General features: G+C 66.6%; 12 protein-coding genes. 10 read left to right on the forward strand and 2 right to left on the reverse strand.

The window, feature by feature from the left end; all coding sequences use genetic code 11:
* The 4 genes from AC1D1G_RS32530 to AC1D1G_RS32545 all read left to right on the forward strand — a co-directional run.
* A partial coding sequence (locus AC1D1G_RS32530; protein WP_477955303.1) for an acyl-CoA dehydrogenase family protein occupies window positions 1–767 on the forward strand: 767 nt, incomplete at its 5' end.
* A 53-nt stretch (window positions 768–820) separates the two neighbouring features.
* The gene (locus tag AC1D1G_RS32535) at window positions 821–2,287 is read left to right on the forward strand and encodes an aldehyde dehydrogenase family protein (RefSeq protein ID WP_283353210.1); all 1,467 of its coding nucleotides are present in this window, start codon (window positions 821–823) and stop codon (window positions 2,285–2,287) included.
* Complete coding sequence (locus AC1D1G_RS32540) at window positions 2,284–3,408, forward strand: CaiB/BaiF CoA transferase family protein (RefSeq protein ID WP_283353209.1); 1,125 nt, start codon at window positions 2,284–2,286, stop codon at window positions 3,406–3,408. Before AC1D1G_RS32535 ends, AC1D1G_RS32540 begins: the two co-directional genes overlap by 4 nt.
* The gene (locus AC1D1G_RS32545; protein ID WP_283353208.1) at window positions 3,405–4,214 is read left to right on the forward strand and encodes a gamma-glutamyl-gamma-aminobutyrate hydrolase family protein; all 810 of its coding nucleotides are present in this window, start codon (window positions 3,405–3,407) and stop codon (window positions 4,212–4,214) included. The genes AC1D1G_RS32540 and AC1D1G_RS32545 overlap by 4 nt, the downstream gene beginning before the upstream one ends.
* Before the next feature lie 229 nt (window positions 4,215–4,443).
* On the opposite strand, the gene AC1D1G_RS32550 is transcribed toward AC1D1G_RS32545, so the two are convergent.
* Both AC1D1G_RS32550 and AC1D1G_RS32555 read right to left on the reverse strand, forming a co-directional pair.
* Window positions 4,444–5,184, reverse strand: coding sequence for a cache domain-containing protein (locus AC1D1G_RS32550; RefSeq protein ID WP_477955305.1), 741 nt, complete (start codon window positions 5,182–5,184; stop codon window positions 4,444–4,446).
* On the reverse strand, window positions 5,181–5,846 hold the full coding sequence (locus tag AC1D1G_RS32555; protein WP_283353206.1) for a FadR/GntR family transcriptional regulator: 666 nt from the start codon (window positions 5,844–5,846) through the stop codon (window positions 5,181–5,183). The genes AC1D1G_RS32550 and AC1D1G_RS32555 overlap by 4 nt, the downstream gene beginning before the upstream one ends.
* A 251-nt stretch (window positions 5,847–6,097) precedes the next feature.
* Here AC1D1G_RS32555 and AC1D1G_RS32560 point away from each other — a divergent pair, with 251 nt between their 5' ends.
* The 6 genes from AC1D1G_RS32560 to AC1D1G_RS32585 all read left to right on the forward strand — a co-directional run.
* Window positions 6,098–7,648, forward strand: coding sequence for an APC family permease (locus tag AC1D1G_RS32560; RefSeq protein ID WP_477955306.1), 1,551 nt, complete (start codon window positions 6,098–6,100; stop codon window positions 7,646–7,648).
* The gene (locus AC1D1G_RS32565) at window positions 7,638–8,837 is read left to right on the forward strand and encodes a cytochrome P450 (RefSeq protein ID WP_283353204.1); all 1,200 of its coding nucleotides are present in this window, start codon (window positions 7,638–7,640) and stop codon (window positions 8,835–8,837) included. Before AC1D1G_RS32560 ends, AC1D1G_RS32565 begins: the two co-directional genes overlap by 11 nt.
* 44 nt (window positions 8,838–8,881) lie before the next feature.
* Window positions 8,882–9,073, forward strand: coding sequence for a ferredoxin (locus tag AC1D1G_RS32570; RefSeq protein WP_164060960.1), 192 nt, complete (start codon window positions 8,882–8,884; stop codon window positions 9,071–9,073).
* A 4-nt stretch (window positions 9,074–9,077) separates the two neighbouring features.
* Window positions 9,078–10,346 carry an NAD(P)/FAD-dependent oxidoreductase gene (locus tag AC1D1G_RS32575; RefSeq protein WP_283353203.1) on the forward strand — a complete coding sequence of 423 codons (1,269 nt, stop codon included), beginning with the start codon at window positions 9,078–9,080 and terminating at the stop codon, window positions 10,344–10,346.
* Between the two features lie 35 nt (window positions 10,347–10,381).
* Entirely contained in the window at window positions 10,382–11,749 is a 1,368-nt protein-coding gene (locus AC1D1G_RS32580) for a glutamine synthetase family protein (protein ID WP_477955308.1), read from the forward strand.
* The coding region (locus AC1D1G_RS32585; protein WP_477955310.1) for a substrate-binding periplasmic protein at window positions 11,746–12,153 on the forward strand (408 nt) is incomplete at its 3' end. The genes AC1D1G_RS32580 and AC1D1G_RS32585, both read left to right, overlap by 4 nt.

Raw genomic sequence — 12,153 nt, forward strand, 5'->3', positions numbered from 1 at the left:
GTCTGACCGAGCCCGACTTCGGCTCCAACCCCGCCGGCATGCGCACCCGGGCCCGCCGCGACGGCAGCGACTGGGTGCTCAACGGCACCAAGATGTGGATCACCAACGGCGGCCTCGCGGACGTCGCCACGATCTGGGCGCAGACCGATGAGGGTGTCCGCGGATTCCTGGTGCCGACCGACACGAAGGGATTCACCGCCAACAACATCCACAAGAAGCTGTCGCTGCGCGCCTCGGTGACCTCCGAGCTCGTGCTCGACAACGTGCGGCTCCCCGAGTCCGCACAGCTGCCCGAGGCCCGCGGCCTGAGCGCACCGCTGTCGTGCCTGAACGAGGCCCGCTTCGGCATCGTGTTCGGGGCCCTGGGCGCAGCCCGGGACAGCCTCGAAGCCGCGATCGACTACGCCGGCTCCCGCGAGGTGTTCGACAAGCCGCTCTCGAGCTTCCAGCTCACCCAGGAGAAGTTCGCCAACATGACCCTCGAGCTCGGTAAGGGCCTGTTGCTGGCACTGCACCTGGGCCGGATGAAGGACAACGGCGGAGTACTGCCGGAGCAGATCAGCCTCGGCAAGCTCAACAACGTCCGCGAGTCCATCGCCATCGCCCGCGAGTGCCGCACGGTGCTCGGCGGCAGCGGCATCACCCTCGAATACCCGCCGCTGCGGCACGCCAACAACCTCGAGTCTGTCCTCACCTACGAGGGCACCAGCGAGATGCACATGCTCTCGATCGGCAAGGCACTGACCGGGCAAGCAGCCTTCCGCTGACCAGCCGCGCGCCCACTCTCGCAAACCAATCCCGCACCAGAGGTGAAATCGACATGACCACACCCACGCAACTGCGCCATCTCGTCGACGGACAGTGGCTCGACGGCGGCGGCGACACCGTCGCCAGCACCAACCCGGCCGAGCCGAACGTCGTCGTCGCCCAGGGACGACTGGCCGAGACCACGGAACTCGACGGCGCCGTGGCGGCAGCCCAACGGGTCAAGCGAGAGTGGGCGCGCACCCCCGCGCACGAGCGGGGCGCGATCCTCGTGCGTGCCGCGACCATCGTGGAGAACGCGGCCCAGGACTGGGGCACCGAACTCGCCCGCGAAGAAGGCAAGACCAAACCCGAAGGCATCGGCGAGGTACTGCGCGCGGCCCAGATCCTGCGCTACTACGGTAACGACGCCGACCGCGACGCTGGCGAGGTCTTCTCCTCGCCGCGACGGGGCGAGCGCATCCTGGTCACCCGCAAACCCATCGGCGTGGTCGGTGTCATCACCCCCTTCAACTTCCCGATCGCCATCCCGACCTGGAAGATCGCCCCGGCCCTGACCTACGGCAACACCGTGGTCTGGAAACCGGCCAGCACCGTGCCGCTGCTGGCGATGCGCCTGGCCCAGGCCCTCACCGACGCCGGCCTGCCCGGCGGTGTGCTGAACCTGGTGATCGGGAACGGCGCCGTCGGCAACGGCATCGTCGAACACCCCGGCATCGACGCGATCACCTTCACCGGCTCCACCGGGGTCGGCCGCAAGATCGCCGCCGCCGGCGCCGCCCGCGGGGCCCCGGTGCAGGCGGAGATGGGCGGCAAGAACGCCGCCGTCGTCCTCGGCGACGCCGATCTCGAACTGGCCGCCGAACAGGTAATGTTCGGGGCCTTCCGCTCGACCGGGCAGAAGTGCACCGCCACCTCCCGGCTGATCGTCACCGACGACATCGCCGAGGATTTCCTCGCCGAACTCGGCAAACGCGCCGACGCGATGAACGTCGGCAACCCCGTTCAGGACGGCACCGAGATGGGACCGGTGGTGAACGCCGCCGCCCGCACCTCGATCCAAGCGGGCATCGATCGCGCCTTCGAACAGGGYGCGCGGCGCATCGCCGGCGGCCACGCATACGCCGAGGGCACCTTGGCAACAGGGTTTTTCGTTCCCCCGACCATCCTCGAGCTGCCTTCGCAGTCGCCCGACGTCTGGCGGGAGGAACTGTTCGGCCCCGTACTGGCGGTCCGGCGAGTACGCACCGTCGACGAGGCCTTCGCCCTGGCGAACGACAGCGAATTCGGTCTCTCCGCCGCCATCTTCACCCAGGACCTCACCCGCACACTGGACGCCATCGACGACATCGATGTCGGCATCTTGCACATCAACTCCGAATCCGCCGGCGCCGACCCCCACGTCCCGTTCGGCGGGGCGAAGAAGAGCGGATACGGTCCGAAGGAACAGGGCCGCTCGGCCCGGGAATTCTTCACCCACACCACCACGGTGTACCTGCGCGGCGGGCAGGCCCGGATATGAGCCCCGGCGCACTCGACGGCATCGTCGTCGCCGACTTCAGCCGGGTCCTCGCCGGCCCCTACGCCACGATGCTCCTCGGTGACCTCGGTGCCGAGATCATCAAGATCGAACGCCCGGGCACCGGCGACGACACCCGCGCGTGGGGCCCGCCCTTCGACCACGAAGGCAACGCCACCTACTTCAACTCGGTCAACCGCAACAAGACCTCGGTGGTGCTGGACCTGGGCAACGATGACGACCGCGCCCGCGCCCGCGATCTGGTCCGCCGCGCCGATGTCGTGGTCGAAAACTTCCGGGCCGGGACCATGGAGCGGCTCGGCCTCGGCTATGACGACCTGCGAGAGGTCAAGCCGGACCTGATCTATTGCTCGATCACCGGGTTCGGCAATCAGGGCGGCGCCGCGCTGTCCGGCTACGACCTGCTCGTCCAGGCGGTCGGCGGCCTGATGAGCATGACCGGCCCCGAACCGGGCGCCCCGACCAAGGTCGGTGTCGCTCTGGTCGACGTGCTCACCGGGCTGCATGCCTCAACCGGCATTCTCGCTGCCCTGCATCACCGCACCGCGACCGGTGAAGGCCAGCGCGTCGACACCAACCTGCTCTCAGTACTGCTGTCGTCGCTGGTCAACCAGGCGTCCGGCTACCTCGGTGCCGACAAGATCCCCACGATTCTGGGCAATCGGCATCCCAGCATCGCCCCGTACGAGGTCTTCCCGACCGCCGACCGCCCGATCGCGCTCGCCGTCGGCAACGACAAACAATTCACCCAGCTCTGCGCCGCCCTCGGTGTCCCGGAACTGGCGACCGACGAGAGATTCGAGACCAACACCGCACGGGTGGCCCACCGAGCGCAACTGTTCGACGTCGTCAGCGCCCGCTTCGCGGCCCATGGCGCCGACCATTGGTTCCACACCCTGAGCGCCCGGGGAGTGCCCGCCGGGCCGATCAACGACATCGCCGAAGCATTCGACTTCGCCAAGCACCTCGGCCTCGACACCGTCGTCGACGTCCCCGGCAGCAGCACCCCCCAGGTTGCCAACCCGATCTCCCTGTCCCGCACACCGGTGCAATACCGCAGTGCGCCACCACGTCTCGGAAGCGGTCAGGAGATTCGCGCATGAACATCGATCCGGTCACGCTCACCGATGTGCTCCCCGACGGGGCCCAGCAGGGGATGGGCCCACTGATCACCGTTGTGGTGCCTCTGAACTTTCCCGGCCTGACGACCGAGGCCCGCGACCTGATCGTGCGTTTCACCAGCTCTGCGCTGACCACGCTGGTGGAGCTGGGAGCTCGGGTCACCGTCATCGACATCTCCCGCGACGCACCCTTCTCCATCGACGAGGAGACCGACGGGGTGATGCTGCTCGGTGGGGGAGATGTCGATCCCACCCTCTACGGGCACACCGAGTACGTCGGCAACCTCTACGGCGTCGACCGCGGAACCGATGAACGCACCCTCTCTGCGATCGACCTCGGGTTCAAGCTCGAGGCACCGATGCTCGGCATCTGCCGCGGCTCCCAGATGATCAACCTCGCCTGCGGTGGAACACTGATCCCGGATCTGGGGGAGGACAATCCGCACCGGGGCGGGGACGGGGAGCCGATGTTCCTCGACGACACGGTGATCGTCGCCGAAGGCTCTCGGCTCGAACAGATCCTGTCCCGATCCCAGGTGATCGTCCGCAACGGACACCACCAAGCGGTCGGCGAGGTCGGGGAGGGACTGCGAGTGACCGCCCGGGGCCTCGACGGTGTCGTCGAGGCAGTCGAACACGAGAGCAAATGGATCGTGGGTGTGCAATGGCACCCCGAGGACACCGACGGATCGGCCGAGGACCGCACAGCCCTGTTCCGCGCATTCGTCCAGCGTTCAACGGCGCACGCTGAGACCCAAAGGCGAAACCGAGCCGGTTCCGCGGTGTAAGGAACTCCAGCACAACTGGATCCCTGGTTGAGGCCGGGCGACGCTCGATCAGCGCGCCCGGCCTCACTCGTGCGCACCTGGACCGAAGAATCTGCGGGGTTGACGGTTTCGCCGCGCCTGGCTGTCCGCCATCGCAGTGGGGGACTGCTGTCGCTACCTGGCGGGATCACCACGGTCGGTGTCCGATGCCCCGGGGCGCCCACCCCGCATTGCGATTGGCGTGTCGGGTCTAGTCCGCCCGGTGAAGCGGTACCAGCGCCCAGGGAGTGGCCCGCACCGGCACTGCCACGCCCGACCGGGCACGGGAGGGGACTTTGGATCCGGTGATGTATTCCGGGTCGTTTCCCACGATGACCCGGCCGTCGGCATTGACCAGGACCAGGCCGGATCCCGCGAGGCGAAGCTGCGGCCACAACCTCGATTCGATACTCGACACGGGGACATCGGCGCCGGCAATACCGAGGAAGGTCCCGTCGGCGAGCCGGATGGGCACGGCGAAGGTGCACACGTACAGGTCGACGCCGGTGTAGTCGAGATACGGTCCGTAGACCCATTTCTCGTTCCGATCGCGGGGAATAGTGAACCATTCCATGTCGGAGTAGTCGTAGTAGTACTCACTGCGCGGATTGAGGTCGAGAACGAGCCGCTGTGAAACGGGGCGGTCGCCCCCGTCTGCGCGCCACCATTCGAGGTAGTGCTGTCGATCGGCGAGGCTGCCGTCGGCCATGACCACTCCCGCGCCGTTGAACAGCGGGCCCCGGGCGTCGAGTTCGCCGACCACGGCGCTCTTGAGTGACTCGAGATCCGACGACMGCGGTGACGTTCCGTCGGCCTGCAACCTGGTCCACAGCTCGATCAACGCGTCGCCGATCGAGACGAGCGAACCGTAGATCAGCTCGACGAGGTCCGTCGTCGCTTCCCCGACCGAGTCGACCGCCGCCGGCAGCCGAGAGTCATCGACAGGGCTCATTCGTTCCTCAGCTCCATACGTAATTTGATCAGCCGGCGAATATGGGCAGCGCTGTGTGATTCTGCCAGTTCCCGTGCCAGATCCGGATTCTCGACTTCGATCGCATCCACCAGAGCGTGGTGGGTGTTGGCTTCCGCGGCCGGATCGACCGCTACCTGCGGAAGCCAGATCATTGCCGACAACTCAGCTTGCAATCCGACCTCGGTTCGGGTCAACCGCGAGGACTGCGAGCTCACGGCGACCTCGATGTGGAAGCGGCTGTCGGCGCGTCGGCACTCGAAGGGGTCTGCCGTCTCCCGCATCCTGGTCACCAGCGCCCGCAACCGGGTCACATCGGCGGTCAGGCTGCGGCGGGCCGCCAGGGCGGCGGCTGCGCCGGAGACCGCGAAGTGTTCGTCGCCGATGTCTCGCAGTTCTTCCACGCTCAGCTGCTGCAGCCTGGTCAGCGAGTTGCTCTGGACTACGTCGGCCGATGCCTTGACGAAACTGCCACCGCCGCGCCCACGCTTGGTGTACACGAGCCCCTCGTTGCGGAGCACCGCCAGCGCCTCACGCAGGGTCACCGTGGACACCCCGAGCTGACCGGCGAGGTCCAATTCGGGGGGCAACTGCTCACCGTCGACCATCACACCGAGCCCGATAGCTGCGGAAATGCGCTGCACAACGGCATCCGTGCGAGGGCCACCGCCGTCGAGTGGGGCAAGAACAGCACCGAGGGCAGTCAAGCCTCCAAGCTGGTCGATCGCCACCGCTTACCCCCTGAGGTCGTAGAGCTAAACACGATCGTAACCCTGACGCCTTGAACTATGAACTATCACTCTATATGTTTAAGGGGTGGATGTGACCGGCCCCACAAAACCGGACATTCAACCCTCACGGCCCGCGGTACCCCCCGACCGAAAGAACGAGTCCCGTGTCCCAGAAACTTCCCCAGCGTCCTGACGACGCTATTTCCGACGACGACGCCCAACTCGCCGCCCTCGGCTTCGAGTCCGAGTTCAAACGAGACATGAGCCTGTGGGCCAACTTCTCCCTCGGCTTCACCTATCTGTCCCCGGTCGTCGGCATCTACACCGTCTTCGCGATCGCGCTGGTCGCTGCCGGACCGCCGATGATCTGGAGCCTGCTGATCGCCGGTGTCGGCCAGTTCCTGGTGGCCCTGGTCTTCAGCGAGGTCGTCGCACAGTTCCCCGTCGCCGGCGGTGTGTACCCCTGGGCCCGCCGTTTGTGGGGCCGGAAGTGGGCATGGATGACCGGCTGGGTGTACCTATTCGCCCTGCTCGCCACGATCGCCGGCGTCGCCTACGGTGCAGGTCCGTTCGTCGCCACCGTGGTCGGGTTCACCCCCTCGGTGACCACCACCATCGTCTGCGCCCTCGCGGTGCTGATCCTTGCCACGGTCATCAACTTCGGTGGCACCAAGATCCTGGGTTACGCCGCGATCTTCGGCTTTGCCGCCGAACTGGTGGGCGCCCTCATCGTCGGCATCTGGCTGCTGGTCGCCGAACGCCACCACGGCCTGGGGGTTCTCTTCGACAGCTTCGGGGCGCAAGGCTCACACAGCTTCCTGTACGCGTTCCTCGCCGCCAGCCTGATCGGCGTCTTCCAGTACTACGGTTTCGAGGCCTGCGGCGACGTCGCCGAGGAAGTCAAGAATCCTGGCATTCAGATCCCGAAGTCCATGCGCCGCACCATCTACATCGGTGGCGCCGCGGCAACCTTCGTGTGCCTGAGCCTGATCCTGTCCGTGGTCGACTTCGGCGCCGTCATCAGCGGCGACGACCCGGATCCGGTCGCGACCATCCTCAGCGACGCGTTCGGACCGATCGGCTCGARGATCGTCGTCGTCGTCGTGCTGATCTCGTTCGTCTCCTGCGCACTGAGCCTGCAGGCGGCGGCAAGCCGGTTGATCTACTCCTACGCCCGCGACGGAATGATCGTCGGCAGCCGGCTCTGGTCGAAGTTCGACCACCACCGCGCCGTCCCGCCCTACGCGCTGCTGTTCGCCGCCGTCGTCCCCGGCATCTTGATCGTCGGGTCGGCAGTGTCCACCGACGCCCTGACCAAGCTGATCAGCTTCGGCGCCATCGGCATCTACATCGCCTTCCAAATGGTGGTCTTCGCCGCACTGCGGGCCCGCATCAAGGGCTGGATCCCGAACGGGAAATACCAGCTCGGCAAGTGGGCCATGCCGGTCAACATCGGCGCCCTCGTCTACGGCGTCGCCGCCATCATCAACATCAGCTGGCCGCGCACTCCCGACGCCGCCTGGTACGACAACTACATCGTCGCCCTGTTGTGTGCCGCGGTCATCGGATCCGGCCTGCTCTACATGGTCCTCGCCCGTTCCCACAACAACGGAACCGCGCCCTTCGGCGACGCGATCCGCAAGCGCCCCAGTCCCACTCACGCGACTTCTCCCGAACCGCAGCCCGAACCCGMAGGAGCCACCGATGTCCACTGATCAACTGACCGACGCGCCGTTTCTGAACCTGGCCGACCCCACCTTCTCGGTGCAGTCCGATGCCGTCCGTCAGGCGCGCGAGGCCAGCTGGTTCGCCCACACCAGCTACGGACTCGCCGTCCTGCGGTACGACGAGGTCAGCAAGCTGATGAAGGACCGGCGCCTGCGGCAGGGAAGCTGGGCGTGGCCGGCGCACAACGGAGTCAACGAAGGCCCGTTCGCGCACTGGTGGTCGAGTGCCCTGCTCAACCTCGAAGGCGACGACCACCATCGCCTGCGTCGGCTGATGAACCCCGCCTTCTCCCCGAAACTCATCGGCGGCCTGGTTCCTAGGTTCCAGGCGCTTGCGAACGAGCTGATCGACGGATTCCACGAGCGCGGCCGCTGCGACTTCGCCTCCGAGTTCGCCGAGCCCTACGCGGCCCGCGTCATCGCGATCATGCTCGGTATCCCCGAGGGTGAATGGAAGAAGATCGCCGCCTGGTCCAACGACATCGGGCTGGCCCTGGGCGTCACACTCAAGCAGGACCTCGCCAAGGTCGAGGCCGCACTCGAAGGGCTCTACGAGTACGCCGACGAACTGATCGCCGACCGGCGCAAGAACCCGGGCGACGACTTCGTCAGCCGACTCGTCCTCGCCGAACGCGACGGTGAACACCTCAGCCACGACGAGCTGCGCGTGTCGCTGGTCCTGCTGATCTTCGGCGGGATGGACACCACCCGCAACCAGCTGGGCTTGGCGTTGCAGACGTTCATGAAGTACCCGGACCAGTGGAAGCTGCTCGCCGAACGCCCCGAACTCGGCAAGGCGGCGGTGGAAGAGGTCATGCGCGTCAACCCGACCGTCACCTGGGTGACCCGTGAGGCGCTCGAAGACTTCGAGTACCAGGGCCTCGAGATCAAGGCCGGCACCACCATCCACCTGCTGTCCGAATCCGCCGGTACCGACCCGCGAGTGATCGAGGGCGAGCCCTTCGACCTGACCGCGGAGCGGGTGCCGCACTTCGGTTTCGGTGGCGGCGCGCATCACTGCCTCGGCCACTTCGTCGCCCGCTCCGACATGAGCGAGGCACTGCCCCTGCTGGCCCAGCGGCTGAAGAACCCGACCATCGACGGTATCGCCACCTGGCTGCCGCTCAGCGGCAACACCGGCCCGATCTTCCTGCCGATCGCGTTCGAGCGCGGTTGACACGCACCACCATCACTTCGTTTTCGGTAAGAGAGGTAAAAGAAATGGACGTTCGCGTCGACTACGGAATGTGCCAGGACCACGGGCAGTGCGCCATCGCCGCGCCCAAGGTCTTCCAGATGGATGACGACGGGAAGCTTGTGTACGACAAGCACCCCGACGACTCCCAGCGCGACGAGGTGGAAGAGGCCGCCGACGTCTGCCCCGTGCAAGCGATCTTCCTCGACGAGAGCTGAACCGATGCCTTCGCACGTTGTCATCGTCGGTGGATCGATGGGCGGTCTCCGCGCAGCCGAACAACTGATCGCGAACAAGTTCGACGGAATCGTCACCATCGTCGGCGACGAAAAGCACATGCCGTACAACCGCCCGCCCCTGTCGAAGGACGTGCTCGCCGCCGAACGAGACGAACAGAACTCCACCCTCGACCACTGGCATTCCTCGGTTGCCTTCCGACAGCGCAAGAGCATCGCCGACGTTCGCTGGCGACTCGGATCCCCCGCCGTCTCCAGCGACCTGACGGCCAAGACCGTCACCCTCGCCGACGGTGAGGTACTGCACTACGACGGATTGGTCGTCGCCACGGGCCTGCGCCCCCGGCGTCTGGACCTGCCCGGCCCACAGTCTGGGCGACACGTCATCCGCACCCTCGACGACGCCATCGGACTGCGCGCCGAGCTGCAACCGGGAACCCGGGTGATCGTCGTCGGCGGCGGATTCATCGGCTGCGAGACCGCAGCAACCGCCCGCAAGCTCGGGTGCGAGGTGCACATCGTCGAGCCGATGGCCGTCCCGATGATCCGCCCCCTCGGGGAGGAATTCGGCAATGCACTGCGCAGAGTCCACGAAGCTTCAGGCGTGCACGTCCACACCGGGGTGTCGGTCGAAGAAACGGTGGGCGGCGCCGATGATCCCAGCCGATTGTCCGCGGTGATCCTGACCGACGGCACCCGGCTCGGCGCCGACGTGCTGATCGAATCGGTCGGCTCGCACCCGAACGTCGAATGGCTCGACGGCAACGACCTCGATCTGAGCAACGGTGTCCTGTGCGACAACCACATGCGCGTCGAATCCCGCCCCGACGTCGTCGCCGTCGGCGACATCGCCCGGTTCCCCGACCCCGCCACCGGGAACATCCCGCGGCGCATCGAACACTGGTGCATCCCCACCGACACCGCCAAACGCGCCGCCGCCACCCTCATCGCACATCTGAGCGACGAACCGGGCCCGGACGCCCCCTTCTCCCCGCTGCCTTCATTCTGGAGCGACCAGTTCGGGCTCCGGCTGCAGGGCTACGGCTCACCCGGCGACGCCGACCACATCTCGGTGCTCGAGGGGGACCTGGCGGCGCCGGTCGATCAGGATCCGTCCGCCTTGGACGGCACTGTGGTCGGCTACTACCAGGGCAGCCGGCTGGTCGGAGTGGTCATGCTCTCGCCCTCGCCGGTCACCGCCCGCAAGTATCGCGAGGCCGTCGAAACCTCCCGCACCACCGTCCTCACAGCTTGACCCCGCGACCTACTTACACCACGAGGAGACATCCGATGACGTCATTGGATCAGCACCGAGAACTCAATTCGTCGGATGCCCGCATCGCAGACATCGAAAAGCAGATGACCTCTGCCGGTGTCGAATACATCTACTACCAGGTCGTGACCCTCACCGGCCGCACCGTCGCCAAGGTGGTCCCCGCCCGGCACCTGCGCCGCAACCTGGTCAAGGGCGTGCAGTTCCACCGCACCGCCATGGTCGACCTGCACACTGACCGCACCGGACAGCTGCTCGGTGGCGGTGTCGACGCGGCCGAGTTCACCGCGATCCCAGATCTGGACACTTTCGCGGTACTGCCCTGGGACACCACCGTCGCCCGGTTCTTCTGCACCACCTACGAACCCGACCACATCCCCGAGGTCGGTGGCGACTACCTCGCCACCGACACCCGCAGCACCCTCATCCGGGCACACAACCAGTTCACCGCCGACACCGGTCTGGTCCTCAAGAGCGGCTGCGAACCGGAAATGACCTGGCTCGGGGAAAGTGTCGAGGTCAAGGTCCGGCCGGGCGGCAGCGCCGCCTACCAGACCGCGAACCTCGAACTGATGCGCCCGATCTACCAGAGCATCATGACCTACGCCCACGCCCTCGGGTTCGACATGATCGAGGGAGACTACGAAGATCCCGGGCAGCTCGAGCTGAACTGGCAATTCGACCGGTGCACCGACACCGCCGATCGCCTGATCACCTACCGGCAGATCTGCCACCAGGTCGCCAAAGAACACGGGGTGATCGCCAGCTTCATGCCCAAGCCCGCGACCGGCTCCATGGGCAACGGCTGCCACCACAACGTCAGCCTGTGGAACGGCGACGAGAACGTCCTCGAAGAGCCGGGTCGCCGCGAACTGCACCTGAGCAAGATCGGCCAGCACGCCCTCGGAGGCATGCTCGCCCACGCCTCCGGATCGATCGCGATCATGGCCTCGACGGTCAACTCCTACAAGCGATTCTGGGACGGCGGCCAGTTCGCCCCGACCGCCGTGAACTGGGGCATGGACAACAAGACCTGCACCGTCCGGCTCTCCGCCGTCGGCCGGCTCGAGTACAAGATCCCCGACGCCAGCGTCAACCCCTACCTCTCCCACACCGTGCTGCTCGCCGCCATCAAGGACGGCATCGACAACGCCACTGACCCGGGCGACCCCCAGGTCGGTAGCAGCTACGGCGACAACACCTACGAAACGTTGCCACTCACACTCGGAGACGCGGTGAAGGCCTTCAACGACAACGACGTCATCCGAGGCAGCCTCGCCCCCGAACTGGCCGACCAGTACTCGGCCGTGAAATTCGACGAATGGGCCCGCGCCYGCGGCGCCGTGACCGACTTCGACCGCGACATGTACCTGGAGTTCCTGTGACCAACGAACTGAGACTGATCTGCGTCGACCTGCCCGCACCCCCGCTGTTCGACAAGGCGGCCTCCGACGGCACCCGCACCGGTTACGAACCCTCAGCCGCCGAACTGGTCGCCGGCGTGCTCGGTAAGACGGTGCGCTGGGTCGTCACCTCCTGGAGCGACATGGTTCCCGCCCTGCAGGAAGGCCGGGGCGACGGCATCTGGTGCGGCCAGGGCATCACCCCCAGTCGGGCGGAGTTGGTCGACTTCACCCGCCCCTACGCCATCTTTGACGAATCGGTACTCGTTCTCGCGGACAGCGGCATCGGCTCCGAACGCGACCTGGCCGGAAAGCGAGTCGGGGCGATTGCCGGCAGCACGAACCTCGCCCTCGCCGAAACCTTCCCCGACGTCACCACCGTGCCC

This window comes from Rhodococcus sp. P3_B8 (assembly GCF_056402775.1).

What these genes read in the sequence shown, in the direction of transcription:
- AC1D1G_RS32540 (WP_283353209.1), top strand. Translation starts at nt 2,284, where the DNA reads ATGAGCCCCGGCGCACTCGACGGCATCGTCGTCGCCGACTTCAGCCGG.
- AC1D1G_RS32575 (WP_283353203.1), top strand. Translation starts at nt 9,078, where the DNA reads ATGCCTTCGCACGTTGTCATCGTCGGTGGATCGATGGGCGGTCTCCGC.
- AC1D1G_RS32570 (WP_164060960.1), top strand. Translation starts at nt 8,882, where the DNA reads ATGGACGTTCGCGTCGACTACGGAATGTGCCAGGACCACGGGCAGTGC.
- AC1D1G_RS32545 (WP_283353208.1), top strand. Translation starts at nt 3,405, where the DNA reads ATGAACATCGATCCGGTCACGCTCACCGATGTGCTCCCCGACGGGGCC.
- AC1D1G_RS32565 (WP_283353204.1), top strand. Translation starts at nt 7,638, where the DNA reads ATGTCCACTGATCAACTGACCGACGCGCCGTTTCTGAACCTGGCCGAC.